We start from the raw sequence: 26,672 nt of genomic DNA on the forward strand, positions 1-26,672 counted from the left end.
TCCTATACGGAGTACCGAACGGTGAGCGGTGCTTCCCATCCGGAGCACCGCTCACCGCCCCCTTCTCCCCCTACGGCCCCCCGGCCGCCCCCTCGGGCCCCGATTCCCTCCCCCGGGCGTCAGTCCTGCGCACGTCGCCGGGCGACGATCATCGCGCCGGCGCCGAGCGCCAGCAGGAAGGCCGCACCACCCGCGATGTAGGGCGTGGTGGAGCTGCTGCCCGTCTCGGCGAGGTCGCCGTCGACGACGGCGGGCGCATGACCGGTGCCGGTCTGGGGCTTGACGTCGCCTCCGGTGTCACCGGTCGAGCCACCACTGCCACCAGTGCCGCCGCTGCCGGAGCCGCCGGAGCTGCCGCCGTCGGTCGAACCACCGTTGCCGGAGCCACCGTCGGTCGAACCGCCGCCGGACGAACCGCCGTTGCCCGAGCCACCGTCGGTCGAACCGCCGCCGGACGAACCGCCGTTGCCCGAGCCACCGTCCGTCGAGCCGCCGTTGCCGGAGCCGCCGTTGCCCGAACCCCCGTCCGTCGAGCCGCCGTTGCTCCCGCCGCCCGTGCCGCCCCTCTTCGGGGTCTCGCAGGTGGCCTCGGCGAGTGTGACCTCTCCCTTCACATCGGCGACGTTCAGGTCGAACGGGTTGACCGAGACCTTCAGCTGGAGGGCTGCCGCAGCGGCGGTACGCGAGGTGGTGCTCGTCTTCGACAGGTCGAGGGTCACCTCGCCGACACCCGGCACGGAGACCTTCGTGGTGCCTCCGGCGGAGAGGGTGATCCGCTGGCCGAGGACCTTCACATGACCCAGCACATTCGACTCCGCGACCGGCTTGCGGCCCACCTCGCAGACCGCCTTGGAGGTGACCTGCTCCACCTCGACCAGCGAGAGCAGCGGCAGACCGGGCAGGTGCAGCCGCGCCTTGACGACATTGCTGTACCCCTCGGCGCGGTGCTTGCCGACGGTCGCGCTCGCCGTGGCCACGTCGGCCCTCAGCACACTGACCGGCCTTCCGCCCTCCACCCCGTCGAGCTTCACGCTCAGCGCGGTCTTCTCGGCACTGCGAGGGGCCTGCACCTCGTTGAGCGTGACCTTGAGCGGCACATCGATCGTCTTGTTCAGGAGCGAGACGTCGAGTGCGGTACGGAGCACGACCGCGCTCGCCTTCCCGTCGCGCGCGGTCGTGGTGGTGGTCGCGGCGGTCGCCTGCGCCGGGACGGCGACCAGCAGGGCGACGGGAGCGGCGGCGACCGCCAGGGCGGCGAGGCGGAAGGTGTTGCTGTTCAAGATGGTGGAACCCCCACAAGAGACATGGAGCCACCGGCGCCGTCCAATGGGGGACATCGCGGGCACCGGTGGCCTCGACTCCGTGAATCTTTACGCACAGAGAGTGAACTGGCGGACACCTGAAGGGAGTTCACTCCAAAGGGGGGTTTCCGTGCCTTTATTCGATTATCCCGGCACGTACGTTCCTCGAGTTCACCCTTTTCACCGAGCGCGGGAGGCCCGGAGGGCGATCGCGCCGGAGTGGACAGAAATGATTCAACGAGCGGGCCGGCCCCCGGTAACTGCCGGTCAACACGGTGCACCCCGGCCCCGTCCGGGCCCGGGTCACCCGGATCAGCCGATCACGCGCCCGTTCAGCACGACCCGGCGCGGGGCCGCCAGCACGCGGACGTCCGCCCGCGGGTCCTGGTCGTACACCACCAGGTCGGCCGGGGCGCCTTCCTCCAGACCGGGCCTGCCGAGCCAGGCGCGGGCGCCCCAGGTCGTCGCGGACAGCGCCTCCAGGGCCGGGATGCCCGCTTTGACGAGCTCCGCGACCTCGTCGGCCACCAGACCGTGGGCGAGCACCCCGCCGGCGTCGGTGCCGACGAACACCGGAACCCCGGCGTCGTAGGCGGCGCGCACGGTGTCGTAACGGCGCTCGTGCAGCCGGCGCATATGGGCGGACCAGCGGGGGTACTTGGCGTCGCCGCCCTGCGCGAGGGAGGGGAAGGTGGCGATGTTGACCAGGGTGGGGACGATCGCGACGCCGCGCTCCGCGAAGAGCGGGATGGTCTCCTCGGTCAGCCCCGTCGCATGTTCGACGCAGTCGATCCCGGCTTCGACGAGGTCGCGCAGCGAGTCCTCGGCGAAGCAGTGCGCGGTGACCCGGGCGCCCAGGCGGTGCGCCTCGGCGATGGCCGCCCCGACCTCCTCGCGGGGCCAGCAGGCGGTCAGGTCGCCCACCTCCCGGTCGATCCAGTCGCCGACCAGCTTCACCCAGCCGTCGCCGCGGCGCGCTTCCTGCGCGACGTAGGCCACGAGCTCGTCGGGCTCGATCTCATGGGCGTAGTTACGGGTGTAGCGCCGGGTCCTGGCGATGTGCCGGCCGGCCCTGATGATCTTCGGCAGGTCCTCGCGGCCGTCGATCCAGCGGGTGTCGGCGGGCGAGCCCGCGTCCCGCAGGAGCAGCGCACCGGCCTCCCGGTCGTCGAGGGCCTGCTTCTCGGTGGTCGCCGCGTCGACGGCGCCGTGGTGGTCGAGCCCGACGTGGCAGTGGGCGTCGACCAGTCCCGGCAGGGCCCAGCCGGTGATGACGGTCGCGTCGTCCGCGCCGGCCGGCCGCTCGTACGAGATGCGGCCGTCGACCGCCCAGAGCTCGTCCCTGACCTCCTCGGGTCCGACGAGTACCCGCCCCTTCACCTGCAGCACCCGAGGCGCCTCGTGATCGCTCATGGACAGCACTGTACGAGGCGGCGGACGGGACGCCGAGCCCTGTCCCGCCCGATCCGGCGGACGGGTCCGGGCCGTCCCCGGAGCGCTCGGTACTCTCGGAGCAAGCCCGGTCCGCAGGCCGGGCCGCACACCGATCCGATCGCGAAGAGAGCACCACCGTGACGCACCCCTTCCTCGACCTGACCCCGCTCACCGCCGCGCACTTCGCGGCGATCGAGCGGCGGGTGGCCGGTCTTCTCGCCACCGAGCAGGACGTCGTCATCATGCAGGGCGAGGCACTCCTGCCCCTCGAAGGCTGCATCAGGGGCGGCGCCCGGCCCGGTTCGACCGCGCTGAACGTCGTCACGGGTCCGTACGGGCAGACCTTCGGCAACTGGCTGCGCGACTGCGGCGCCGAGGTCATCGATCTCGAGGTGCCCTTCCACACGGCCGTCACCGCCGGCCAGGTAGCCGAGGCGCTGGCCGCGCACCCGGAGATCGACTTCGTCTCGCTGGTCCACGCGGAGGCCGCGACCGGCAACACCAACCCGGTCGCGGAGATCGGTGAGGTCGTCCGTGCGCACGGGGCGCTGTTCATGCTGGACGCCGTCGCCTCGGTGGGCGCCGAGCCGCTGCTGCCGGACGTATGGGGCGTGGACCTGTGCGTGATCGGCGCGCAGAAGGCGATGGGCGGTCCGGCCGGGGTGTCCGCGGTGTCGGTGAGTGCGCGCGCCTGGGAGCGGATCGCCGCCAACCCGCAGGCGCCGCGCCGCTCCTACCTCTCCTTGCTGGACTGGAAGGAGCGCTGGATCGACGGCGGCCGCAAGGCGCTGCTGCACGCCCCGGCCCAGCTGGAGATGCTGGCGCTGGAGGCCTGCGTGGAGCGGATCGAGGCGGAGGGCCTGGACGCGCTGATCGCCCGTCATGCCGCGGCGGCCGCGGCCACCCGGGCCGGTGCGGTGGCGCTGGGCGGCGGCCTGGCCCCGTACGTGCACGAGGCGGCGGACGCGGCGCCGGTGGCGACCACGCTGCGGGCGCCGGAGGGTGTGGACGCGGCGGACCTGGTCGCGCAGGCGCTCGCGGCCGACCCGTCGCTGCCGCTGATCGCGGGGGGCGGGGCGCTGTCCAAGGAGATGATCCGGGTCAATCACTACGGGGTGGATGCGACGCGGGGCGCGGTGCTCTCCTCGCTCGCGGCTCTGGGGGCGGCACTGGCCGATACGGGCCGGCAGGTCGATCTGGAAGCTGCCCGCAAGGCCGTTTCGGAAACCTGGCTCAGCGAATAGATTCCGCCCCATTCAAAGAATGCGGGGAGCTGCTTTATTCAGAGCAGCTCCCCGCATTCTTCTGCCCGGTTTCACGAAGGCTAAACACCCCAGTTTCCCGGCCGTTCGGACCAGGTAATTCGGTTGCGTCTCACGAGAGTTACGACCTTGTGACCGACTCCACACCCGGGGCATTATGCCGGATAAATGCAGACCAAATCGGCAGATAACGTAACCGATTCGCGCCTGGGCGCACGCTCGCGTGATAACACAAAGCGTCGCGCCACCCAACCCCCTGCGTCGATGCAATTTCGGAATTTGCTGGGTAAATTCAATTCGCATGACCGCCGCACCAGCAGATTTTGCCCGTGCCCGAAGCGAATTCATCACTATCGACACCCCGCGAGTGGAGGACGGAGCCGCGATCTGGCGCATTGCCCGCGACTCCGAGGTCCTGGACCTCAACTCCTCGTACAGCTACCTGCTGTGGTGCCGTGACTTCGCGGCGACCTCCGTGGTCGCCCGCGACGAGACCGGCAGCCCGGTCGCCTTCGTGACGGGGTACATCAGGCCCGACCGCCCCGAGACGCTCGTCGTCTGGCAGGTGGCCGTCGACCACGGCCACCGCGGCAGCGGCCTGGCGGCGAAGCTGCTGGACGAGCTGACCGCGCGTGTCGCCGCGGAGCAGGGCCTCGCCTCGGTCGAGACGACCGTCACGCCGGACAACACCGCGTCGGACCGCCTGTTCACCTCCTATGCGCAGCGCCACGACGTGGCACTGGAGCGCGAGGTGCTCTTTGACGGCGGGCTGTTCCCCGAGGGCACCCATCTGCCGGAAGTGCTCTACCGCATCGGCCCGTTCCACGCCTGAGCAGCACTCGCGCCGACGGACAGCAGGTCCGTCGCACGCACTCGCGCCGACGGGCCGCAGGTCCGTCGCACGCACTCGCGCCGACGGGCAGCAGGTCCGTCGCACGCACTCGCGCCGACGGGCAGCAGGTCCGTCGCAGCCACGTCCACCGCCGTCGCCCGTCACAACCCCCCTCACGCAGGAGACCCGCTGTGACCATCACCCCGCCCGCCCTCAGCGTCTTCGAGACCCTGGAGTCCGAGGTCCGCAGCTACTGCCGCGGCTGGCCCGCCGTCTTCGACCGCGCGCAGGGCGCCCGGCTGACCGACGAGGACGGCCACTCCTACCTCGACTTCTTCGCCGGAGCCGGCTCGCTCAACTACGGCCACAACAACCCGGTGCTGAAACGCGCGCTGATCGACTACATCGAGCGCGACGGCATCACCCACGGCCTCGACATGGCGACCACCGCCAAACGGGCGTTCCTCGAAACGTTCCGACACGTGATCCTGCGCCCCCGGGACCTGCCGTACAAGGTGATGTTCCCCGGCCCGACCGGCACCAACGCCGTCGAGTCGGCGCTGAAGCTGGCCCGCAAGGTCAAGGGCCGCGAGTCCGTCGTCTCGTTCACCAACGCCTTCCACGGCATGTCGCTCGGCTCGCTGGCCGTGACCGGCAACGCCTTCAAGCGGGCCGGCGCCGGCATTCCGCTGGTGCACGGCACGCCGATGCCGTTCGACAACTACTTCGACGGCCAGGTCCCCGACTTCATCTGGTTCGAGCGGCTCCTGGAGGACCAGGGTTCCGGGCTCAACAAGCCCGCCGCCGTGATCGTGGAGACCGTCCAGGGCGAGGGCGGCATCAACGTCGCCCGCACCGAGTGGCTGCGCGCGCTCCAGGACCTGTGCCACCGCCAGGACATGCTGCTCATCGTCGACGACATCCAGATGGGCTGCGGCCGTACCGGCGGCTTCTTCTCCTTCGAGGAGGCCGGCATCACGCCGGACATCGTGACGCTGTCGAAGTCCATCAGCGGCTACGGACTGCCCATGTCGCTCTGCCTGTTCAAGCCGGAACTGGACATCTGGGAGCCGGGCGAGCACAACGGCACCTTCCGCGGCAACAACCCGGCGTTCGTCACCGCCGCCGCCGCGCTCGACGCCTACTGGGCCGACGGCCAGATGGAGAAGCAGACGCTGGCCCGCGGCGAGCAGGTCGAGTCGGCGCTGCTCGCCATCTGCGGCGAGCACGACACCGCGCGGTTCCGCGGCCGCGGACTGGTGTGGGGGCTGGAGTTCGACGACCCGGAGCGTGCGTCGGCCGTCTGCGCCCGCGCCTTCGAGCTGGGGCTGCTGCTGGAGACCTCCGGCCCGCGGAGCGAGGTCGTGAAGCTGCTGCCGCCGCTGACCATCACCCCCGAGGAACTGGACGAGGGCCTGCGCACCCTGGCCCGCTGCGTCCGCGAGACCGCCTGACCCGGGGCCGTCCCGAACGGCCCCGCCGAGAAACACCGTTGCAGAGAGAAAGGCACCGACCCACCGTGATCGTCCGATCGTTCAGTGACATCGAGAACACCGACCGGCATGTGAAGGCCGCCTCCGGAACCTGGGAGAGCAAGCGCATCGTGCTCGCCAAGGAGAAGGTGGGCTTCTCGCTCCACGAGACCGTGCTGTACGCGGGCACGGAGACCTCGATGTGGTACGCCAACCACATCGAGGCCGTGCTGTGCACCGAGGGCGAGGCCGAACTCACCGACGACGAGACCGGCGAGAAGCACTGGATCTCCCCCGGCACGATGTACCTGCTGAACGGGCACGAGCACCACACCCTGCGCCCGAAGACGGACTTCCGCTGCGTCTGCGTCTTCAACCCTCCCGTCACCGGACGGGAGGACCACGACGAGAACGGTGTCTACCCACTGCTGACCGAGGAGGGCTGAACCACCATGACCACTGATGTACGCGCCGACCTGTACCCCTCGCGCGGCGCCGCCGAGATGACCACTCCCCGCCAGGACCCGGTCATCTGGTCCGCGCCGGGCGCACCGGGTCCGGTCGCCGTGAAGGATCTCCAGGGCTTCGAGCGCGACGGATTCCTCACCGTCGACCAGCTGATCACGCCGGACGAGGTGGCCGGCTACCACGCCGAGCTGGAGCGGCTGATCGCCGATCCGGCGGTACGCGCCGACGAGCGCTCGGTCATCGAGCCGAAGTCGGACTCCGTACGGTCGGTCTTCGAGGTCCACCGGATCAGCGAGGTCTTCGCCCGGCTCGTCAGCGACGAGCGGGTGGTGGGCCGGGCCCGCCAGATCCTCGGCTCGGACGTGTACGTCCACCAGTCCCGGATCAACGTCAAGCCGGGGTTCGGCGCCTCGGGGTTCTACTGGCACTCGGACTTCGAGACCTGGCACGCAGAGGACGGTCTGCCGAACATGCGGGCCGTGTCGGTGTCGATCGCGCTGACGGCGAACCACGACACCAACGGCGGGCTGATGATCATGCCCGGCTCGCACAAGTCGTTCCTCGGCTGCGCGGGCGAGACGCCGAAGGACAACTACAAGAAGTCGCTGCGGATGCAGGACGCGGGCACCCCGTCCGACGGGGCGCTGACGAGGATGGCCGACCGGCACGGCATCAGGCTCTTCACGGGCGCGGCCGGTTCGGCGACCTGGTTCGACTGCAACTGCATGCACGGTTCGGGGGACAACATCACCCCGTACCCGCGCAGCAACGTCTTCATCGTGTTCAACAGCGTGGAGAACAGGGCCCAGGAGCCGTTCGCGGCGCCCGTGCGCCGCCCGGAGTTCATCGGGGCACGCGACTTCACGCCGGTGAAGTAGAAACTGACGCGGCGTCGGCGGGGTGGGGGCGGAGGCGCAGTACCGCCCCCATGCCGCCGTCGTAACCCGCTGGACCGGGGCATGGGCATCGAGCGACAGTGAGGCCCATGACTTCACACGTACATCACGTCACCGTCGACTGCGCCGACGCCTACAAGCTCGGCACGTTCTGGGCCGAGGTGCTGGGTGCCTCCCTGGCCGACGACGATCTCCCCGGTGACCCCGAGGCGCTCGTCGAGACCCCCCGTGCCGCCCTGTTGTTCGTCACCGTGCCCGAACCCAAGAGCACCAAGAACCGCATTCACGTCGACATCCAGCCGGACGACCGCACCCGGGACGAGGAGGTCGAGCGGCTGCTCGCCCTCGGTGCCACCCTGGTCGGCGACCACCGCAAGCCGAACGGGCGGGGCTGGGCGACCCTGGCCGACCCGGAGGGCAACGAGTTCTGCGTGGAGTGCAGCGCGGGCGAGCGGGCACGGCTGACCGGAAAGAGGCTGCCGGTCACGGCGGACGACGTGACGTCGGCGGTACGGCTGGCGGTGGACACGCTCGGCCGGTCACCGGCCGAGGACTGGCACATTCCCGCGGGGACCCTCACCTGGGACTGCTGGGAGACCGTGGAGCATCTGAGCGACGACCTCTTCGCGTACGCCGTCCAGCTCGGCCCGCGCAGGCCCCCGCTGGACACCGAGGTTCCCTATCGCTGGGCCCCGGAACGCGAGGGCGGCCCCTGGAACGCGGTCTTCGCGAACCCGGAGGCGGGAACCGCCGGGCTGCTCCAGACCCTGGAGGCGAGCGGCGCCCTGCTGTCCGCGATGGTGCGGACGGCCTCCCCCGATGTCCGTTCCTTCCACTCCTACGGCGTCTCGGACCCGGAGGGCTTCGCCGCGATGGGCATCGTGGAGACCCTCGCGCACACCCACGACGTCGCCGCCGGTCTGTCGCTCTCCTGGACCCCGCCGAACGACCTCTGCGACCGGGTCCTGGCCCGCCTCTTCCCCGACGCCCCGGCCGACGAGGACCGGTGGACCGTCCTGCTCTGGGCCACCGGCCGCGCGGATCTGCCGGGCCGTGAGCGCGTGACGTCGTGGAAGTGGCACGGGGCGCCGCTGGAGGAGGCCCCGCAGCCGTAGGGCCTGCGCGCGGGCCGCGCCGCCGGGTGTCACTCCCCCAGCACCGGGTAGTCCGTGTAGCCGCGGTGGTCGCCCCCGTAGAAGGTGGCGCGGTCCGGGGTGTTGTAGGGGCCGCCCGCCCGGAGCCGCTCCGGGAGATCCGGGTTGGCCAGGAAGAGCGCCCCGTACGCGACGACGTCCGCGACGCCCTCCTCGACCAGGGCCAGCGCCTCGGGCCCGGTCGGGCCCTCGGTCGCCGGGTTCAGGACGAGCGTGCCGTTGAACTGCTTGCGCAGCGTCTCCGTGAGCGTACGGTCGTCGGCGGTGCTCTCGACGAGGTGCAGATAGGCGAGCCCGAGCGGCTCGACGGCCTGCACCAGGGCGCTGTACGTGGCCTGCGGGGCGGGCTCGTCGATGTCGTTGTACGGGTTTCCGGGCGAGAGGCGGATCGCGGTGCGCGCGGCTCCGATCTCGGCGGCGACGGCGCGCACGGTCTCGACGGCGAACCGGATCCGGTCCTCGTCGGATCCGCCCCACGCGTCGGTGCGCCGGTTGGAGTTGGGCGCCAGGAACTGGTGGATCAGGTAGCCGTTGGCGCCGTGCAGCTCCACTCCGTCGAAGCCGGCGTCCACCGCGTTGCGCGCGGCGGCCGCGAAGTCGGCGACGGTGGCCCGGACCTCGGCGTCCGTCAGTTCGTGCGGGGTGACGAAGTCCTTCGCGCCCTCGTCGGTGAAGACCTGCCCGGTGGCCGCGATCGCGGAGGGGCCGACGGGGACGAGCCCGCCGGGCAGCAGGACCGGGTGGCCGATGCGGCCGCTGTGCAGGAGCTGGGCGAAGATCCTGCCGCCCTTGTCGTGCACGGCATCGGTGACCTTGCGCCAGGCGGTGGTCTGCTCCTCGCTGTGCAGACCCGGAGTGCGGGGGTAGCCCTGGCCCACGGCCGACGGCTGGACGCCCTCGGTGATGACGAGCCCGGCCGAGGCGCGCTGGGCGTAGTACTCGGCGGTCAGCTCCGTCGGTATGCCGTTCCCGCCCGCCCTGTTACGGGTCATCGGCGCCAGGGCGATGCGGTTGGCGAGCTGTGTACCGGCCAGGTCGAACGGGTCGAATGCGGTGGTCATGGTGTGCCCCCAAAGAGATATGTGGTCGGCCAAGCATAAATATGTGGTCGGCCAAGCATCTGCGACATCCGTCACTGTAGCGCATTTAATTGGCCGACCAAGGTAAAGTCGGCAGAAACCCGCTTCCCCCGGCAGCAGAGCCGGTCCGCGCACACCCCGAGGAGTCCCGATGACGTCCGACCCCGCCTGTGACGAGCTGCCCAGCGCTGCCCGGGGCGGCCCGGTCAGCCATGCCGTCTCGCGGGTCGCGCGGCTCCACCGGATCGCGGCGGGCAAGCTGCTCAAGGGCGCGGGCCTCTACCCCGGCCAGGAGTTCCTGATGATGTACCTCTGGGACTCGGGCGCGGTGCGCCAGTCGGAGGTGATCAAGGCCGTCGACCTCGATCCGTCCACCGTGACCAAGATGCTCCAGCGTCTGGAGCAGTCCGGACACGTGCGCCGCAGCCCCGACCCGGCCGACCGCCGGGCCGTCCTGGTCGAGGCCACCGACAACAGCTGCGCCCTGCTCTCCGATGTGGAGCGGGCCTGGACGAACCTGGAGGAGCACACCCTGGCCGGGCTCGACACGGGTGAGCGCAAGGAGCTGGCCAGGCTGCTGGCCCGGGTAGAGGAGAACCTCTGCCGGGAGACGGCGGACTGCCCGGAGAACCGCTGACTGCGCAGGGCGGCCGCCCTCAGCCGGAGAGCACGTCCAGCGCGCGGTCCACATCGGCCTCGGTGTTGTAGAGGTGGAAGGCGGCCCGCAGATTGCCGGCCCGGTCGGAGACCATCACCCCCGCCCGTTCCAGGTCCGGCGCCCGGTCACCGAGTCCGGGCGCCGCGACCACGGCCGTGTCCCCGGGCACCGCCTCGTGCCCCAGCCCGGCCAGCCCGGTCCGGAAGCGGGCCGCGAGACCGGTGGCGTGCGCCCGGAGGGTGTCGACGCCGATCTCGTTCAGCAGCGCGAGGGAGTGCTCGGCCCCGTGGTACGAGAGGAACGCGGGCGGCTCGTCGTAGCGGCGGGCGTCGGCGGCGAGACGCCGGACCGGTTCGTACAGGTTGTTCCACGGGTCCTCGGCGGCGACCCAGCCCGCGAAGGCCGGCGGCAGCGACCGCTGCGCATCCTCGGTGACCGTGAGGAACGACGTACCCCGGGGGCAGAGCATGAACTTGTATCCGCCGGCGACCGTGTAGTCGTACGCCCCCGCGTCCAGCGGCAGCCAGCCGGCGGACTGGGTGGCGTCCAGCAGCGTACGGGCGCCGTGGGCGGCGGCCGCGGCCCGCACCGCCTCCAGATCGGCGATCCGGCCGTCGGCGGACTGCACGGAGGAGAAAGCGACGAGCGCGGTCCCGGGGCGCACCGCGCCGGCCAGCTCGGCCAGGGGGACGTACCGCATCCTGAGGTCGCCGCGAACGGCGAACGGACTGGTGACCGAGCTGAACTCCCCTTCGGGAGCGAGGACTTCGGCGCCCGCAGGCAGCGAACCGGCGATCAGGCCCACATGGACGGTGACGGAGCTTCCGACAGCGACCCGGCCGGCGTCGACACCGGCGAGCCGCGCGAAACCGTCCCTGGCCCGGCCGACCGCCCCGAAATCACCCGCATCAGCCCTGCGGCCCGTGGCGTTCGACTCGACGAGCGCCCTCACGGCGTCGACGGTACGGCGGGGCAGCAGCCCGCAGCTGGAGGTGTTGAGGTAGGCGGTCTCCGGCGCGAACTCGGCGGCCACCGCACGGCTGAGCGAAGAGATCATCATGCGCCCAGCCTGTAGCCCCCTTAACTCATAGTCAATTACCAAGAGTTAAGGGGGCTACCCAAGCAACGCTTATAAACGCAGGTGGCCGAGGGGTCAGCCGTTGCTGCCGGTCTGCGGAACCTCGCACGCCCCGTCGGCGTCGCAGGCCGCCGCGTCCCCGCCGATCGCGGTCAGCGGGCGGTCCTTCCACGCCTGCTCCAGCGCCTGGGCGAAGACCTCGGCGGGCTGGCCGCCGGAGATCCCGTAGCGCCGGTCGAGCACGAAGAACGGCACCGCGTTGGCGCCCAGTTCGGACGCCTCCTGCTCATCGGCCCGCACGTCGGCCGCGTACGCCTGCGGGTCGGCGAGCACCGCGCGCGCCTCGTCGGCGTCGAGACCGGCCTCGACGGCCAGCTCGACCAGGACCTCGTCGTCGAAGACGGAACGCTCCTCGGCGAAGTTCGCCCGGTAGGCCAGGCTCAGCAGCTCGTCCTGACGGCCGCGGGCCTTGGCCAGGTGGAGCATCCGGTGGATGTCGAAGGTGCTGCCGTGGTCGCGGCCCTCGGCGCGGTAGCCGAGGCCTTCGGCCTGCGCGTTGGCCGCGACGTTCGCCTCCATGGACTGCGCTTCCTCGCGGGTGCGCCCGTACTTCTGCGCCAGCATGTCGATGACCTGAGCGGTGTCGCCCTTGGCTCGCCCCGGGTCGAGCTCGAAGGAGCGGTGCACCACCTCGACCTCGTCGCGGTGGGCGAAGCCTGCCAGGCCCTTCTCGAAGCGGGCCTTGCCCACGTAACACCAGGGGCAGGCGATGTCGCTCCAGATCTCGACGCGCATGACTCTTCTTCTCTCCAGGCTCTCGGGTGGCGTGCGAGCGGACCCCCGCGCACCTCACGTCGAACGCGCCCGCACCCCGCCGCATTCCCGCACCCCGCCGCATTCCCGGGCCCCGTAGCGCTCCCGGGCCCGGCATGATCCAAACGGGAGGCCCTGGCGTGATCCGAACGAGAGGCCCTAAAGGACGGCCCGGGTCATCGGACGCGGCAGGGGCTCCAGCGCACCGGCCTCGCGCAGCTTCACATAGGCGTCGACGACCGCGCCGGTCTCCCCGGGCGGTGCGATGTCGAGGAGTACGCCCGCCCCGCTCAGCTCCTCGCGGGCCGTGCCCACCCCGTCGGGGGCCAGCAGCGCACGCCCCGGGGAGAGGTAGCCGAGCCGGCCGACGCACAGCTGGGACTGCGTGTAGTCGTAGCCGGCGTCGTCCTCCAGGGCGTCGAGCAGGTCGTCGTCGGTGACATCGCCGATGTCCGGCTGCCAGGTGTCCGCGATCAGCGCGAGGAGCGCGGCTTCGGGGACCTCCGCGTCGTCCGGGGAGCGGACGGTCAGCACGACGGCCTGGGTCGCGTACTCCGATTCGCCGCCGCCGCGTCCGGAGATGTCGATCTCCCAGCCGGGCTCACCCTTGCTGACCAGGTGGAGTCCCGCGCCGTCCGAGGTCTGCGGGGAATCGTGGTCCGCCTGGAGCGCGGCGCGCAGTTCCTCTTCCCCGGGCCGCAGTTGCGTGGGGCGGCCGGAGGCGTGGACCTGGCTCCAGGTCCACGCCTGGCCCGCCGGGGCCTGGCCCGCCGCCGGGAGCAGTACGGCAAGCGCGTCCAGCATCGTCTTCCAGCGCCCCGCGAGCTCCGGGGGTGACTCACGCCTGGGCCCCCAGAAGCCCCGCACCACACGTCGCATGTCCCGCCTCCACCTTGTGAGCCGTCATAGGTCCCGCCCGCAGCGCGTGCGGAGCGGCACGCGGTCCAGGCTAAGGGCTGTCGAAGGCCTCCGGCTTCCTGGTGCTCGTGGCCGGGTTCTGCTTGGTGTAGACGACCTTGATCGGAAGGCCCTCGTCACGGAACGCCTTACGGGCCGCCCTGGCCACGTCCGGGTCGGAGAAGTGCCATTCGACCGCGCGGCCGCCGGAGGCGCTGACCTGTTCCGTCGCCTCCTTGATGAACTTGTCCCGGCCCGACTTGGTGAGCGTCCCGGGGGTCTCCTTCGACAGATAGCTCTTGTAGCCGTTCTTGGCCTCCAGGAACGTCTGCCGGCCGGAGTCCCATCCGTCGTACTCCACCGGAGGCTTGCCCTCCTTGGGGTTGGCGACGATGTACTCCTTGCCGCGGTTGGTGCCCGTGACCTGTTCCTGGTAGCGGAGCCAGGACTCGTTCTTCCAGTTGGGCTTGGGGTTGCGGTCGCGGCTCCCCCAGAATCCGTCGCCGGCGTCGGCGGAGCCGAGCTCCGGGTCCTTCAGGTCCTTGGCCCAGTCCGGCGAGTTGTAGTTGCGCGGGTCGGAGGTGTCGTTGCGCTTGGCTTCCGGCCACGGCTTCTTGTTCGCGAGCGCCTTGGCGGCGCGGTCCTTCTCCTCGGCACGCTTCTTGTCCGTCCAGGCGGCGCGCTCCTGGTCGCGGGCCTCCTTGGCCTTGGCCTCGGCCGCCTTGTCGCAGCCGTCGTCGGCGAGGATCACATGGCCGGGCGGACCGGCCGCGAGCACTCCGGTACCGGACCCGGCGACCCCTGCTCCTCCGTAGCGCGTCAGGGGTCCGGACGCGATGGTGCAGCCGGTCTTGCGGGCCGTGTCCTCGGCCTTGTCCGCCGCGTCGTCGGCCTCCTTCGCCGCCTTGCGGGCGCCGTCGACGTCCCCGGCCTCGGCCGCCTTGCGCGCTCTGCGTGACGCCTGGCCCGCGTCCTCGGCGGCTTCCGCGACGTCGGAGGCGATCTTCCCGATCTTGCCGAGCCTGCTGGTCTTGCCGACGACCTTGGCCACGTCGTAACCGGGGATGAAGAGGGAGCCGATGTTCCACGCCACGTCGGTGACGGCCCGGGTCTTCTCGCCGTTGTTCCACCGCTCGCGCACGTCGTCGCCGACGAACATGTCGTCGCCGACCTTCACCACGGTGTTGACGGACGCCTTGCCCCAGTCACCGATCGCGCCGAGGTAGTCGCCCTTGCTCCACTTGTCGCCGGCGTCCTTGGAGTCATCGACCCACTGGCTGCCGAGCTGCTTGCCGTAGTCGGCGATGCCGGACCACGTCGAGGGCTTGAAGAGGTCGATGACCCCGGTCACATCGCCCCAGACACCGTCCACGGCGACGCCCTTGACGACCTGGGTGGTGCGGTCCCAGGCGCAGCCGAAGAAGCCCCAGCCGCTGCAGTCCTCCTGCTTGTCCTCGCCGTCGCCGCCGTCCTCGTCCTCGCCGGACGCGTTGATGTCGTCGTACTCGGCCTCGGGTTCGTCTGCGGTCTCGGGGTAGGTGTCGCTGCCGGGCCCGTCGGGGCCGGCCGTCCCGCCGGTGGAGTCGCCGCCGGTGGACTCGCCACCTCCCGTGGAGTCGCCGCCACCCGTCCCGGCGATGGTCCCGCCCGTGGAGTCCGCGCCACCCGTCCCGGCCGTGGCACCGCCCGTGGAGTCCGCGCCGCCGGTGCCGGCGGTGGCACCGCCCGTGGAGTCCGCGCCGCCGGTGCCGGCGGTGGTCCCGCCGTCGGCGGTGCCACCGGCCGCGCCGTTCGCACCGCCGCTGCCACCGTTCGCACCGCCGCTGCCACCGTCGGCACCACCGGTGCCGGATGACCCGCCCGTACCGGCGTGCCCGCCACCGGTGTCCGCGGCGCCACCGTCCGCACCGCCGACGACCGTGGCGCCCTCGTCGGCCCCGCCCGTGTCCGTGCCGCCCGCGGTGTCACCGGCGTTCACCGTGTCACTGCCGCCGCCCTTGGCCGGGCAGGACGTGCCCGTGACGGAGCAGACCGCCTCCTGGAACCGGTCCGCCATCCGGCCGCCCATGCCGCTCAGCAGCAGGGCCACGACGATGGCCGCGACGACCATGACGAGCCCCACGTACTCCAGGGCCGACTGCCCCCGGTCGCGGCGCCAGGTGATCATGTGGGCGAACGAGAACTCCGGCTTGTCCTCACGCTCCCCGGCCGCCAGCCGGAACCACGCACGGCTCTCCGCCCGGGTCAGGAACCACAGGGTCACGACCGGCAGGAACACCTGCGTGAAGCCGCGGAGCGATCCGTCGGCGGCATTGGCGACGCCGCCCAGGATCAGCCACACCTGTACGGCGACCAGTCCGCCCCACACGCGCGTGCCGCCGGTCCACGTGCGGCGCGAGAGCACCCAGCCCACGACGCCGGGAAGGGCACCGTACAGCAGGAGCCCGAGCGTGCCGGCGTCCATCGCGTCGGCGGAGAGCGCGGAGCCGAACAGGCCCGCACCGCCCAGCAGGGTGGCGCCTAGGAGGACATGGAGCAGCATCCGGGCCGCGCCCATGGCGCGCGGCAGTTCCCGCCGTCCTGCTCCGGGCGCCGGTCCGGCGCCCCCGTACGCGGGTATGCCACCAGTCACAGACATGTCTCGCTCCCCCCACCGCACTGCCCCGAGGCAGGATGACGGCTTCTCAGGCTAGGGAACAGGAGCGCCGCCGTCATGGGCCCCAGGACCCAACCCGGGCCCCAGCGTCACTGGGCCTACGAGGGGCGCCACGAGCGGGACCTGCTCATCGCGGCGGCAGTCCGGCGTCCGGCACCGCGAGACACAGCACCACGTGCGTGCCCGCCCGGGGGTGCAGGGGATCGGGGGTCCAGCCGTGGGCGGCGTAGAAGGCCTGGGCGCGGGTGTTGTGGACGAACACCTCCAGCCGGGCCTGCGCCACCCCGTCCCGCTGCCAGGCGGCCACGCACTCGGTGTGCAGGGCGCTCCCGACTCCCTTGCGCCAGTGGGCCGGTGACACATGGAGCTGGGTGAGGTGCATCATGCCGTCGCGCAGTGCGTAGGCGGCGATGCCCGCGAGGGTCCCGTCCGGTTCGGCGCAGAGCACGGTGGCGTCGTCCCGGCCGATGGCGCGCGCCCAGCCGTCCCGGCTGCGGCCGACCTCCTCCGCACCCGCGTACTCCTCCTCGGCCAGGTGGCCGCGGTAGTAGGTGGCGCGTGCCTCGGTGTGCAGGCGGACTATGGCGTCGAGATCGGCGGGCTTCGCAGTTCGGATCATGGTGATGGTGACGCCCGCGCCCACCCGGCGGTTGCCGCGGGCGTCACCCTGCTGAACGAGGAGGCCGGGCACGCGCCTTCTCCCGCTCCCCATGTGCCGGCCGGTTCTATGGCGCGGTGGTGAGTTCCCAGAACCGGAAGACGGTCGATGTGTCCAGGCAGTTCTGAAGGCCCCGGACGTTCTCGTGGGCCACCGCGTACTGCTTGCCCTGCCAGAGCGGCAGGAGCGGCACCTCACGCGCCACGATGTCCTGCAGCTCGATGAACTTCTGCCGGGTGCTCGCGCGGTCGGTCATGGACGAGGTCTGCGGGATGATCCGGTCGATGATCGCGCTGTTCTTGTAGTTGTTCGACAGGACGTTGTCCTTGCCGAAGAACGGCTGGGTGAAGTTGTCGGGGTCGGGATAGTCCGGCACCCAGCCCTTGACGTAGACGCCGTACACGCCTTCGGCGATGTCCTTCTCGTACTGGTCGAACGGGACGGTCTCCATCCGGGCGTCGAACAGTCCGCTCTTGTTCAACTGCTTGGCGATGGTCCGCAGTTCGTCATCGGTGGAGGGTCCGTAACGGCTCGGGGTGGACCAGAGGGTGAGTTTCACCTTGTCGGTGACACCCGAATCCTTCAGGGCGTCCTTCGCCTTCTGCAGCTGTGGGCCGTCGCCGTACGTGTCGAAGAAGGCGGTGCTGTGGCCGGTGATGCCGGCCGGGACGATCGAGTAGAGCGGCGTCGCCGTGGACTCGTAGACCTCGCTCAGCAGGGAGTTGCGGTCGAGGAGGTAGGCGATGGCCTTGCGCACACCGATCTTGCCGACCACCGGGTCGTCCATGTTGAAGACCATGTGCTGGACCTCTGCGCTGCTGCCCGTGACGACCTCGATGCCCTCCTTGCCCGCGGTGGGCGAGGTGTCCAGGGCGGCTATCGCCTTGGCGGTGAGGCCACGGTAGGCGATGTCGACCTCGCCCTTCTTCAGGGAGGACTGGAGGGCCTGCTGGTCGCCCTGGAAGAGTCGCAGCGTCACGCCGGCGTTCTTCACCTCGGCGGTTCCGTGGTAGCCGGAGTAGACCGAGAAGTCGGCCTTCGACTTGCTGATGGAGTCCAGCCGGTAGGGGCCGGAGCCCACCGTTTCGCCGCCGTCGAGCAGCCTGTCCTTGGGATAGACGTGACTGTCCACGATGGAACCGGCACCGGATGCGATCTTGCTGGGAAATATCGCGTCGGGCACCTTGAGGTTGAAGACGACGGTCTCCTCGCTCGGGGTGCGGATCGAGGAGATCGTGGAGAGCAACGGCGCCGGGCCCGCCGGGTCGTTGATCCGGATCGCCCGGTCGAAGGAGTACTTGACGTCCGCCGAGGTGAGGCTGTTGCCGTTGCTGAACTTCAGCCCGTCACGAAGGGTGCACGTGTAGGTCCTGCTGCCGTCCGAGAAGTGACACTCCTGGGCGGCCTCCGGCACCGGGGTGGAACTCCCGGGCGGAAAGCTCATCAAGGACTGGAAGACGTTGTTGAACAGCAGCCAGGACCCCGGGTCGTACCCCGAGGCCGGATCCGTCGCGAGGATGCCGTCGGACATCCCGACGACCATTTTCCCCTTGTACTCGTCGAATGGCCAGATCCCACCCTGGGAGCCGCAACCTGTCAGGAGCACCCCTGTTAATCCCCCTGCGACCAGGGTGCTCGACCACCTCTTACGAACCTTCACAGAACGTGCCTCATACTCTCGGCCGGCTCCATGGGGGGTATCCCCGGCAGCCGGATCGGGTCAGGAAGTACTGCGAACGCCGCGACCGCCCAGCACTGTCAGCCCGGCCGAGCGCGGTGGTGCTGACCGGCAGCCTGCCTGGTCCCGGCGTTCACCAGGAAAGTCCACGCGCGTTGACTGGCTGCCAAATTCCCTGCCGGTGAACGAAAGAGGGCAGGTGATGGTCGGTCTCGTGATGCCGCGAACAATCTAGTTGCCCGCCGCTTTGCGCGATGGCACATCGTGCGCCAAAAATCGCCGGTGCTGTTGGCCGGGTATGCCTGGTATCGGATCATGGTTCTCGAGCCGTCCGGCCCGGCCGCCGCCGCCGCCCGGCCGGCCGCCGGACAGGCCCCTGAGCGGGCGGTACAAGGGCCGCACGGCATCAGCGCGGACCGCGCCGCGGAATCCGTGGCTCCCCACCGGGCTCCGGACGGCCGTCCCGTTCCCTCACCGCACCGCCGAGGCCGAAAATCGTCGATCATCCACGGCCCGCGCACGCCCCCGACGGCCGCCGGCGGGCCTTGGATGCCCTCATGCCGGCACAGACGCATATATAGCGTGTGGTGGGTACGGATAGGCGCCATTCCCGGAACGCCGGGGTGCTGCGCACGAGAGGCCCCAGCTGGCCGCCGGGGCCGCCTCATCGCTGACCTCCGGGGCCGCCTCATCGTTCAGCTGCCGTCGCGCAGGTCGACGAGCCCGGTCGCGCGGAACGCGATCCGGTCGAACGTCACCCCGCAGCCCTCACCGGTCGGTGACTGGGCCAGGAAGCCGATCGATGCCTCGGCCGCCCGCTCCGGCTCGCCGAGGGCGAAGACGCGGACGAAGGTCCACTTCTCACCGTCGGGCGAGGCGTGGCAGGCGAAGGCGTTGCCGGTACGGCTCAGGCGCAGCCAGTAGGTGTCACCGTCCACGACGAAGGAGTTGACGTCGTCGGAGTGGCCGCGGGTGACGACGGTACAGACGGTGGGGCGGTCCGGGGAGAGCTCCAGGCAGATCTTGGCCCACTCCCGCTCCCCGACGTGGAGGTAGAGGACGCCCGCGTCGAAGGCGGCGGCGAAGCCGGCCTTCACCCGGGCGAGCAGCTGGAAGTCGCCCGCCGGGGCGGTGCCCAGCAGCCGGGGCGCGTCGCTCGCGGTGTCCAGGGCTTCGCCGCCCGGCGGTACGAAGCGGTCCTGGCGGGCGCCCGCCCGGCCGGTCAGTACGCCGTTCTCGTACGCCCACTCACCCTCGGGGCCGAACGGACGCAGGTCAAAGGGGAGTTCGGGGAGTCGCAGGGTCATGCGCGGCGGCCGTCCACTCGTCGGGGCAGGTTCAGGGGGTTGTCCTCGCGCAGCTCCGGCGGGAGCAGCGCCTCGGGGACCGTCTGGTAGCTGACCGGGCGCAGCCAGCGTTCGATCGCGGTGGCGCCGACCGAGGTGGAGGTGGAGGTGGTGGCCGGGTAGGGGCCGCCGTGGTGCTGGGCGGGGGCGACGGCGACGCCGGTCGGCCAGCCGTTGACCAGGACGCGTCCGGCCAGCGGGGTGAGCGCGGCGAGGAGTCCGGCGGCGCTGCCGTCGGCTTCCTCGGTGGCGATCTGGAGGGTGGCGGTGAGGTTTCCGGGCAGCCGGGACAGGACCGCGGTGATCTCGTCGTCGGAGGTGTAGCGGGCGACGACGGTGACCGGGCCGAAGCACTCCTCCAGGAGCGCGTCGTGCGGGCCCTCGGTGGTGAGCAGGTGCGCCGGTACGGTCAGGAAGCCGGCCGCGACGGTGTGTTCACCCCCGGCGCCGGGGGTGACCGGGGCCTCCACCTGCGGGAGTGCGGCCCGCTCGCCCACTCCGGCGAGGAAGGCGTCGCGCATCCGGTGGTCGAGCAGGATTCCGGCCTCGGTGTCGCTGACCGCGTCGGTCAGGGACTTCAGCAGCCGGTCGCCGCTCTCGCCGGCCGGGGCGAGGACGAACCCGGGCTTGGTGCAGAACTGGCCCGCGCCCATGGTCATCGAGCCCGCGAGCCCGGCACCGATCTGTTCGCCGCGCTCGGCGGCGGCCGCCTCGGTGACGACGACGGGGTTGAGGGAGCCGAGCTCGCCGTGGAAGGGGATGGGGACCGGCCGTGCGGCCGCCGCGTCGAAGAGGGCACGTCCGCCGCGGACCGATCCGGTGAAACCGGCGGCGCCGATGAGCGGGTGCCTGACCAGTTCGACACCCGCCCCGAAGCCGTGCACGACGGTGACGACGTCCTCGGGCAGCCCGCTGCGCACCGCGGCCCGGCGCAGCACGGCGGCGCACAGTTCGGAGGTGGCGGGGTGGTCGGGGTGCGCCTTGACGACGACCGGGCAGCCGGCCGCGAGGGCGCTGGCGGTGTCGCCGCCGGGGACGGAGAAGGCGAGCGGGAAGTTGCTGGCCGCGTAGACGGCGACGACGCCGAGCGGGATCTTGTAACGGCGCAGGTCGGGCCATGGCGGGGTGCGGGTGGCGTCCTCGTGGTCGATGTGGATGTCGAGGTACGCACCTTCGTCGACGACCTCCGCGAAGGCCCTCAACTGGGCTGCGGTGCGGGCGAGTTCACCGGTGAGGCGGGCCGGGCCGAGGGCGGTCTCGGCGTCCGCGGCCTCGATGACGTGCTCACCGGCCTCGACGAGGAGTTCGGCCGCGGTGCGCAGGAAAGCGGCGCGCACCGTGCGGTCGGCGAGCGAGTGCCGTACGGCGTGGGCGGCCCGGACCGCACGGTCGACCTCCTCCGCTGTAGCCTCCACCGCAACCTGCTCGCGCGGGTTCCCGGTGCGGGGGTCGACGCTCCAGACTGGTGCTGCTGCCACCGTTTTTCCTTCCGCTCCACTGCCACACATCAGAAGAAGTTGTTCGGTATTCTGAACAGAGTTCCTGATCGTGAATATGAAGCGACTCTATTTCCGGGCGTTCGGTGTTGGCAAGAAGTCGCAGGGTTTCGTAAGTGGGCTGGAAGGGGCGTAGCGCGATGTCGGTTGCCGAGTCTGGTGGGGCACAGGTCAAGTCCGCCGTTCGGACGGTGGAGCTGCTGGAGTACTTCGCCGGACGGCCGGGCATGCACTCGCTCGCCGCGGTGCAGGAGGCCGTCGGATATCCCAAGTCCAGCCTCTACATGCTGCTCCGCACCCTGGTCGAGCTGGGCTGGGTGGAGACGGACGCGACGGGGACGCGGTACGGGATCGGCGTACGGGCGCTGCTGGTCGGCACCTCGTACATCGACGGCGACGAGGTGGTCGCGGCCGCCCGTCCGACCCTGGACCGGCTCTCCGACGACACCACGGAGACCATCCACCTCGCCCGCCTCGACGGGACGAACGTGGTGTACCTCGCCACCCGCCAGTCCCAGCACTATCTGCGCCCCTTCACCCGCGTCGGCCGCCGGCTGCCCGCGCACTCCACCTCGCTCGGCAAGGCGCTGCTGGCCACCCACAGCGACGAGCAGGTCCGCAAGATGCTGCCCGAGACGCTGCCCGCGCTGACCGAGCACACCCTGACCGACCGGGAGAAGCTCATCGAGGAGCTGCACCTGATCCGCGAGCAGGGCTACGCGGTGGACCGCGAGGAGAACACCCTGGGGCTGCGCTGCTTCGGTGTCGCGGTGCCGTACCGCACCCCGGCCCGGGACGCCATCAGCTGCTCGGTGCCGGTCGCCCGGCTCACGCCGGCCCACGAACAGACGGTCAAGGACGCGCTGTTCGACGCGCGCGACCGGCTGGCTCTCGCCACGCGGAGGCTCTGACCATGAACGTCTCACTGCGCCCGGTACGGGGCGCCGATCTGCCGTTGTTCTTCGTCTGGATGTCCGACCCGGAGTCGGTCCGCGCGGCCGCCTTCACCAGTGAGGATCCCAGCGACCGGCAGGCGTTCGACGCGCACTGGCAGCGCATCCTCGCGGACCCGTCCGTCGTGATGCGCACGGTGCTCGCGGACGGAGCGGTGGCCGGAAGCGCCGGGGTGTACGGGCCGGCGGGCGAGCGAGAGGTCACGTACTGGATCGACCGGGCGCGCTGGGGCCGGGGGCTGGCCACCGCCGCGCTGGGCGCGCTGCTCGACGTCGTACCGGAACGCCCGTTGTACGCGCGTGCCGCGGCCGACAACACGGGTTCGCGGCGGGTGCTGGAGAAGTGCGGGTTCACCGTGACGGGCGAGGACCACGGCTACGCGCACGCGCGCGGCGAGGAGACGGACGAGCTGCTGTTCACCCTGCCCGGGTGAACCGGCGCACACCTGGCGGGGTCCTTTCATGAGGAATGGGTGAGAAGCGGCACAAGCGGGAACGGCCCGCCGCGCCCCGCACGTCCCTTGTACGGGATGAAAAAGACGATCAGGTGTACGGGATGAACAAGACGATCAGGCGTGCGGGGGTCTTCTCCCTGCTGCTGGTCCTCGCCCTGCTGGGGCGGGCGACCTGGGTGCAGGCGTACCAGGCGAAGGCGCTCGCGGACGACGACCACAACCGGCGGAAGACGATCGCGCAGTACGCGCAGCCGCTCGGCGACATCATCGTGGCCGGCTCTCCGGTCACCGGATCGAAGAAGACGGAGGGCAGTGACCTCGCGTACAAGCGGACCTATGAGCAGGGCGACCTCTACGCGGCCGTCACCGGCTACAGCTCGCAGGCCTACGGCTCCACCCAGCTGGAAGGGATCTACAGTCATGTCCTGGACGGCACCGACGACCGGCTGAAGAACCCGCTGGACTCGCTGACGGGCAAGCAGAACGCGCCGGGCAGCGTGATCACGACGATCGATCCGGACGTGCAGAAGGCGGCGTACGACGCGCTCGGCGACGACAAGGGCGCCGCCGTCGCGATCGACCCGAGGAGCGGACAGATCCTGGGGATGGTCTCCTCCCCGTCCTACGACCCGTCCACCATCAGCGGGACGACGGACGGCGACACCTGGAAGAAGCTGCTGAACGACCCGGACAAGCCGCTGATCAACCGGGCGATGCGGCAGCCGCTCGCACCCGGTTCGACGTTCAAGCTGGTGGTGGCGTCGGCCGCGCTGGAGAACGGGCTGTACAGCTCGGTCGACGAGCCCACGAAGAGCCCGGTCCCGTACACCCTGCCCGGCACCACCACCCCCCTGAGGAACGAGAGCGCCTCCGCCCCCTGCGAGAACGCCACGCTGCGGGTGGCGCTCCAGTACTCCTGCAACAACGTCTTCGGCAAGGTCGCCGCCGATCTCGGCCAGGACAAGGTACGGGCGATGGCGGAGAAGTTCGGCTTCAACACCGAGAAGCTCGACGTGCCGGTGCGGGCCTCGAAGAGCGTGTACCCGACCGGGATGGACAAGGCGCAGACGGCGCTGACCGGCATCGGCCAGTTCGAGGTCACCGCGACCCCGCTGCAGATCGCGATGGTCTCGGCCACCCTCGCCAACGACGGCGAGCTGGCCGCGCCGCACATGGTCTCCAAGGTGACGGACGCCGAGGGCGGCACGCTGGAGGACTTCGCGGACGGCGACACGAAGCGCGTCGTTTCCTCGTCCACGGCGAAGCAGCTGCGCAGCGCGATGGTGACCGTCGTGGAGCAGGGCACCGGCACCAACGCCCGGATCGACGGCGCCGAGGTGGGCGGCAAGACCGGCACCGCGGAGAACGGCGTGGGCAACAGCAACACCCCGTACGCCTGGTTCACCTCGTACGCGAAGGCCGGCGACCGGGAGGTCGCGGTCGCCGTGATCGTGGAGGACTCGGGTTCGGCGGCGTCGGAGGTCAGCGGGAACGGCCTGGCGGCCCCGATCGCCCAGAAGATGATGAAGGCCGCCCTCGCGAGGTAGCCCGATGCGGCCCGGCACCCGCTGTTCCGGGGTGCCGGGCCGATCGCCGCGTACCGGGCTCTTCAGGTTTTCGCCGTGTTACGCCTTACTGGTGGTGCACCCGTGTCGAAGCGCTTCCGGGGTGCGCTGGTACGCTCTCGCCCCGCCCGCTCGCCGTGGGCGGCGGCCGGGAACGTACACAGCCCGAACGCGTGCACTTGGACTTCGAGCGCAGAGATGAGGTAGCGGTGGGCAACCCCGTCAACGATGCCGAAGCCGCTGCCGCCGAGTTCCATGAGTTCTTCGAGGCCCACTACGCCGAACTCGCCCGGCTGGCGCATCTGCTGACCGGTGAGGCCGATGCCGCCGACGATCTGGCGGCCGATGCCCTGCTGGCGCTCTGGCACCGCTGGGACCGGGTCAGGAACGCCGACCATCCGGTGGCGTACGCGCGCGGGGTGGTCGCCAATCTGGCCAGGACCCGGATCCGCAGCGCGGTGCGCGAGCGCCGCCGGGTCGCCCTGTTCTGGGCGCCGCGCGGCGGCGGGGACGGGTACGCGGTGGACGGTCCCGATGTGCCGGCGGTGGTCGACGTCCAGGGGGCGCTGCGCAGGCTGCCGTTTCGCAAGCGCGCCTGTGTGGTGCTGCGGCACGCCTTCGACCTCTCGGAGCGGGACACCTCGCTGGTGCTCGGGATCTCCGTGGGTACGGTGAAGAGCCAGACCTCGCGCGCCGTCGCCGAACTGCAGCGGCTGCTGGGTCCCGGTACGCCCGCCGCGCACGTACAGGTGGCCGTCGCGGCGCAGCGCAGCGGAGGAAGTCAGTGAAGGACGAGGAACTGCCCCGGCGGCTGCGGGACGCCGCCGGGGCCCACCGCCCCGACCGGGAGCGGATGCTCGCCCGGGTCGAGCGCGGGATGAACGGGGGGAACACCCCGGCCCGGGTCGTACGCCCGCCGCGCGCCGTGACGCCGTGGCTGCGGGTCGCGGGGGCGACGGCGGCGGTCTGCGGGGTGCTGGCGGTCGGTGCGTTCGCCGTCACCTCCACCGGCGGGGACGGGTCGCACGGGGAGCAGGTGGCCGCCCCCGTGACGTCCTCCCCCACCGCGGCCGCGACGCCGCCCGCGCCCCTCGGGGCACTGCGCGCCGAGGACGGGCCGCTGTGGACGGACGGCGTCGTCGACCCGCACAGCAACGCGTACTGGGCGCAGAGCAATGTGACGCTGAGGACGACGGAGCCGCTGTCCTCGCTCACCGTGGAGCTGCGGATCGCGCTCACCGGCGGGGTGAACACCACCGGTTCCTGGCGCTCGCTGCCCGAGCGGGACTTCACGGTGTCGGCGACCGAGGACGGCGGCTACCTCGTCTACCGGTGGGCACTGAAGGCGGGACGGACCGTCCCGGCCGGTACGCACACCTTCGCCGGGCAGTACGACCACGCCGAGGGCGACCGGGACGCGACGGGCGACTACGTGACCGCGCACGCGGTACGCGCCTCCGGCGAACGGGCCTCGGTGGGCGACCGCTTCGGCCCGGATCGCTGAGCGGCCGGCCGGGAAAAGAAGACAGCGGTACCCGGCAACCCTTGTTCCCCGCGGTGGCGACCAAAGAGCGCAACGCTCCCCCACCTTCGAGGAACGGGACACCGACATGACGAAACGAGCCGCACCGCACGGCAGCCACGCACGGCGCACCGGGCGCCGCCGCGTGTTCGCCGCTTCCACGACCGCGCTGGCCCTCACCGGCGCGGCACTCACCACCGGCCTCCTCGTCCAGCCGGCCGGCGCGGCCCCTTCGGCCGCCGCTGCCGCCGCCTGGCCGACGCCCTCCGGTTCGCAGGCCGTCACCGCGACCATCAAGGTCTCGGGGACGTACGACGGCGGACTGAAGCGCTTCTACGGGAGCGGGGACCTGGGCGACGGCGGCCAGGACGAGGACCAGGACCCGGTCTTCGAACTGGCCGACGGGGCGGTCCTGAAGAACGTCGTCGTGGGCTCGCCGGCCGCCGACGGCATCCACTGCCTGGGCAGCTGCACGATCCAGAACGTGTGGTGGGAGGACGTCGGCGAGGACGCCGCGTCCTTCAAGGGCACCTCGTCGGGCGCCGTGTACAAGGTGACCGGCGGCGGCGCCCGGAAGGCCGATGACAAGGTCTTCCAGTTCAACGGCGCGGGCACGCTGACCGTCAGCGGGTTCCAGGTCTCGGACTTCGGCAAGCTCGTACGGTCCTGCGGCAACTGCTCCAAGCAGTACAAGCGCACGATCGCGGTCAGCGATGTCGATGTGACGGCGCCGGGCAAGGCCCTGGTCGGGATCAACACCAACTACGGGGACACCGCGACGCTGAGGTCCGTCCGTATCCACGGCGACAGCAGCAGGAAGATCAAGCCGTGTGTCCGCTACACGGGCAATGACGACGGCGACGAGCCGACGGAGACGGGCAGCGGGCCGGACGGCACGTACTGCAAGTACTCCGCGTCGGACCTCTCGTACGACTAGGTAACCGGGTACGGGGAAGCGGTGGGCGGGCCGTCGACGGCCCGCCCACCGCTTCTCGTCGT

The 26,672-nt window shown here is 71.1% G+C and carries 24 protein-coding genes; 13 read left to right on the plus strand and 11 right to left on the minus strand.

The features are described 5' to 3' along the window. Nucleotides 1-119 precede the first annotated feature (119 nt). Together OG782_RS08110 and OG782_RS08115 are read right to left on the minus strand one after the other, a co-directional pair. Nucleotides 120-1,280, minus strand: a complete 1,161-nt coding sequence (locus OG782_RS08110; protein ID WP_406448776.1) for an SCO1860 family LAETG-anchored protein — start codon at nucleotides 1,278-1,280, stop codon at nucleotides 120-122. Between the two features lie 333 nt (nucleotides 1,281-1,613). Next, nucleotides 1,614-2,714: an amidohydrolase family protein gene (locus OG782_RS08115; RefSeq protein ID WP_406448778.1), complete on the minus strand. Its 1,101-nt coding sequence runs from the start codon at nucleotides 2,712-2,714 to the stop codon at nucleotides 1,614-1,616. A 158-nt stretch (nucleotides 2,715-2,872) separates the two neighbouring features. Here OG782_RS08115 and OG782_RS08120 point away from each other — a divergent pair, with 158 nt between their 5' ends. From OG782_RS08120 to OG782_RS08145, 6 genes are all read left to right on the plus strand, one after another. Beyond that, nucleotides 2,873-3,979 carry a pyridoxal-phosphate-dependent aminotransferase family protein gene (locus tag OG782_RS08120; RefSeq protein WP_406448780.1) on the plus strand — a complete coding sequence of 369 codons (1,107 nt, stop codon included), beginning with the start codon at nucleotides 2,873-2,875 and terminating at the stop codon, nucleotides 3,977-3,979. 319 nt (nucleotides 3,980-4,298) lie between these two features. Further along, nucleotides 4,299-4,829, plus strand: a complete 531-nt coding sequence (gene ectA, locus OG782_RS08125; protein ID WP_406448782.1) for a diaminobutyrate acetyltransferase — start codon at nucleotides 4,299-4,301, stop codon at nucleotides 4,827-4,829. 191 nt (nucleotides 4,830-5,020) lie between these two features. Further along, nucleotides 5,021-6,283 (plus strand): diaminobutyrate--2-oxoglutarate transaminase, encoded by a 1,263-nt coding sequence (gene ectB, locus OG782_RS08130; protein ID WP_406448784.1) that lies wholly within the window; start codon nucleotides 5,021-5,023, stop codon nucleotides 6,281-6,283. 65 nt (nucleotides 6,284-6,348) lie between these two features. Further along, nucleotides 6,349-6,747, plus strand: a complete 399-nt coding sequence (locus OG782_RS08135; RefSeq protein ID WP_356419625.1) for an ectoine synthase — start codon at nucleotides 6,349-6,351, stop codon at nucleotides 6,745-6,747. A gap of 6 nt (nucleotides 6,748-6,753) precedes the next feature. Then, nucleotides 6,754-7,647, plus strand: a complete 894-nt coding sequence (thpD, locus tag OG782_RS08140; protein ID WP_406448787.1) for an ectoine hydroxylase — start codon at nucleotides 6,754-6,756, stop codon at nucleotides 7,645-7,647. Between the two features lie 107 nt (nucleotides 7,648-7,754). After that, a complete protein-coding gene (locus tag OG782_RS08145; protein WP_406448789.1) occupies nucleotides 7,755-8,780 on the plus strand; it encodes a VOC family protein in 1,026 nt (341 codons plus the stop codon). 29 nt (nucleotides 8,781-8,809) lie between these two features. Here the strand turns inward: OG782_RS08145 and OG782_RS08150 are convergent, their stop codons facing one another. Beyond that, nucleotides 8,810-9,880, minus strand: a complete 1,071-nt coding sequence (locus OG782_RS08150; protein WP_406448791.1) for an alkene reductase — start codon at nucleotides 9,878-9,880, stop codon at nucleotides 8,810-8,812. A gap of 169 nt (nucleotides 9,881-10,049) precedes the next feature. On the opposite strand from OG782_RS08150, the gene OG782_RS08155 reads away from it, so the two are divergent. Beyond that, complete coding sequence (locus tag OG782_RS08155) at nucleotides 10,050-10,535, plus strand: MarR family winged helix-turn-helix transcriptional regulator (protein WP_406448793.1); 486 nt, start codon at nucleotides 10,050-10,052, stop codon at nucleotides 10,533-10,535. Nucleotides 10,536-10,554: 19 nt separating this feature from the next. Here OG782_RS08155 and OG782_RS08160 read toward each other — a convergent pair whose 3' ends face one another. The 8 genes from OG782_RS08160 to OG782_RS08195 all read right to left on the minus strand — a co-directional run bounded on the left by OG782_RS08160 (nucleotide 10,555) and on the right by OG782_RS08195 (nucleotide 21,160). After that, nucleotides 10,555-11,616, minus strand: coding sequence for an aminotransferase class V-fold PLP-dependent enzyme (locus OG782_RS08160; protein ID WP_406448795.1), 1,062 nt, complete (start codon nucleotides 11,614-11,616; stop codon nucleotides 10,555-10,557). Between the two features lie 93 nt (nucleotides 11,617-11,709). After that, entirely contained in the window at nucleotides 11,710-12,429 is a 720-nt protein-coding gene (locus OG782_RS08165) for a DsbA family oxidoreductase (RefSeq protein ID WP_406448797.1), read from the minus strand. A gap of 177 nt (nucleotides 12,430-12,606) precedes the next feature. After that, on the minus strand, nucleotides 12,607-13,326 hold the full coding sequence (locus tag OG782_RS08170) for a hypothetical protein (RefSeq protein WP_406448799.1): 720 nt from the start codon (nucleotides 13,324-13,326) through the stop codon (nucleotides 12,607-12,609). A 70-nt stretch (nucleotides 13,327-13,396) separates the two neighbouring features. Next, nucleotides 13,397-15,982 (minus strand): Tox-REase-5 domain-containing protein, encoded by a 2,586-nt coding sequence (locus tag OG782_RS08175; RefSeq protein WP_406448801.1) that lies wholly within the window; start codon nucleotides 15,980-15,982, stop codon nucleotides 13,397-13,399. 145 nt (nucleotides 15,983-16,127) lie between these two features. Continuing rightward, entirely contained in the window at nucleotides 16,128-16,691 is a 564-nt protein-coding gene (locus tag OG782_RS08180) for a GNAT family N-acetyltransferase (RefSeq protein WP_406448803.1), read from the minus strand. Between the two features lie 34 nt (nucleotides 16,692-16,725). Then, on the minus strand, nucleotides 16,726-18,318 hold the full coding sequence (locus tag OG782_RS08185) for an ABC transporter substrate-binding protein (RefSeq protein ID WP_406448805.1): 1,593 nt from the start codon (nucleotides 18,316-18,318) through the stop codon (nucleotides 16,726-16,728). 713 nt (nucleotides 18,319-19,031) lie between these two features. Continuing rightward, nucleotides 19,032-19,643, minus strand: a complete 612-nt coding sequence (locus OG782_RS08190; protein WP_406448807.1) for a DUF1349 domain-containing protein — start codon at nucleotides 19,641-19,643, stop codon at nucleotides 19,032-19,034. Beyond that, nucleotides 19,640-21,160 (minus strand): aldehyde dehydrogenase (NADP(+)), encoded by a 1,521-nt coding sequence (locus OG782_RS08195; RefSeq protein ID WP_406448809.1) that lies wholly within the window; start codon nucleotides 21,158-21,160, stop codon nucleotides 19,640-19,642. Before OG782_RS08195 ends, OG782_RS08190 begins: the two co-directional genes overlap by 4 nt. Nucleotides 21,161-21,318: 158 nt before the next feature. Here OG782_RS08195 and OG782_RS08200 point away from each other — a divergent pair, with 158 nt between their 5' ends. From OG782_RS08200 to OG782_RS08225, 6 genes are all read left to right on the plus strand, one after another. Next, nucleotides 21,319-22,089, plus strand: coding sequence for an IclR family transcriptional regulator (locus OG782_RS08200; protein ID WP_406448812.1), 771 nt, complete (start codon nucleotides 21,319-21,321; stop codon nucleotides 22,087-22,089). A 2-nt stretch (nucleotides 22,090-22,091) separates the two neighbouring features. Next, entirely contained in the window at nucleotides 22,092-22,565 is a 474-nt protein-coding gene (locus tag OG782_RS08205) for a GNAT family N-acetyltransferase (RefSeq protein WP_406448814.1), read from the plus strand. Nucleotides 22,566-22,687: 122 nt separating this feature from the next. Further along, nucleotides 22,688-24,133 carry a peptidoglycan D,D-transpeptidase FtsI family protein gene (locus OG782_RS08210; RefSeq protein WP_406448816.1) on the plus strand — a complete coding sequence of 482 codons (1,446 nt, stop codon included), beginning with the start codon at nucleotides 22,688-22,690 and terminating at the stop codon, nucleotides 24,131-24,133. A 227-nt stretch (nucleotides 24,134-24,360) separates the two neighbouring features. After that, nucleotides 24,361-24,939, plus strand: a complete 579-nt coding sequence (locus OG782_RS08215; protein WP_406448818.1) for a SigE family RNA polymerase sigma factor — start codon at nucleotides 24,361-24,363, stop codon at nucleotides 24,937-24,939. Then, on the plus strand, nucleotides 24,936-25,655 hold the full coding sequence (locus OG782_RS08220; protein WP_406448820.1) for a hypothetical protein: 720 nt from the start codon (nucleotides 24,936-24,938) through the stop codon (nucleotides 25,653-25,655). The genes OG782_RS08215 and OG782_RS08220 overlap by 4 nt, the downstream gene beginning before the upstream one ends. Before the next feature lie 106 nt (nucleotides 25,656-25,761). Beyond that, nucleotides 25,762-26,610 carry a pectate lyase gene (locus tag OG782_RS08225; protein WP_406448822.1) on the plus strand — a complete coding sequence of 283 codons (849 nt, stop codon included), beginning with the start codon at nucleotides 25,762-25,764 and terminating at the stop codon, nucleotides 26,608-26,610. The last annotated feature ends 62 nt before the right edge of the window (nucleotides 26,611-26,672 follow it).

Source organism: Streptomyces sp. NBC_00876 (assembly GCF_045207435.1).
Lineage (GTDB): Bacteria > Actinomycetota > Actinomycetes > Streptomycetales > Streptomycetaceae > Streptomyces.

Coding starts and splice junctions, on each gene's coding strand:
- OG782_RS08115 (WP_406448778.1), bottom strand. CDS start 2,714: ATGAGCGATCACGAGGCGCCTCGGGTGCTGCAGGTGAAGGGGCGGGTA.
- ectA (WP_406448782.1), top strand. CDS start 4,299: ATGACCGCCGCACCAGCAGATTTTGCCCGTGCCCGAAGCGAATTCATC.
- thpD (WP_406448787.1), top strand. CDS start 6,754: ATGACCACTGATGTACGCGCCGACCTGTACCCCTCGCGCGGCGCCGCC.
- OG782_RS08145 (WP_406448789.1), top strand. CDS start 7,755: ATGACTTCACACGTACATCACGTCACCGTCGACTGCGCCGACGCCTAC.
- OG782_RS08150 (WP_406448791.1), bottom strand. CDS start 9,880: ATGACCACCGCATTCGACCCGTTCGACCTGGCCGGTACACAGCTCGCC.
- OG782_RS08155 (WP_406448793.1), top strand. CDS start 10,050: ATGACGTCCGACCCCGCCTGTGACGAGCTGCCCAGCGCTGCCCGGGGC.
- OG782_RS08160 (WP_406448795.1), bottom strand. CDS start 11,616: ATGATGATCTCTTCGCTCAGCCGTGCGGTGGCCGCCGAGTTCGCGCCG.
- OG782_RS08165 (WP_406448797.1), bottom strand. CDS start 12,429: ATGCGCGTCGAGATCTGGAGCGACATCGCCTGCCCCTGGTGTTACGTG.
- OG782_RS08170 (WP_406448799.1), bottom strand. CDS start 13,326: ATGCGACGTGTGGTGCGGGGCTTCTGGGGGCCCAGGCGTGAGTCACCC.
- OG782_RS08175 (WP_406448801.1), bottom strand. CDS start 15,982: ATGTCTGTGACTGGTGGCATACCCGCGTACGGGGGCGCCGGACCGGCG.
- OG782_RS08190 (WP_406448807.1), bottom strand. CDS start 19,643: ATGACCCTGCGACTCCCCGAACTCCCCTTTGACCTGCGTCCGTTCGGC.
- OG782_RS08200 (WP_406448812.1), top strand. CDS start 21,319: ATGTCGGTTGCCGAGTCTGGTGGGGCACAGGTCAAGTCCGCCGTTCGG.
- OG782_RS08205 (WP_406448814.1), top strand. CDS start 22,092: ATGAACGTCTCACTGCGCCCGGTACGGGGCGCCGATCTGCCGTTGTTC.
- OG782_RS08210 (WP_406448816.1), top strand. CDS start 22,688: ATGAACAAGACGATCAGGCGTGCGGGGGTCTTCTCCCTGCTGCTGGTC.
- OG782_RS08225 (WP_406448822.1), top strand. CDS start 25,762: ATGACGAAACGAGCCGCACCGCACGGCAGCCACGCACGGCGCACCGGG.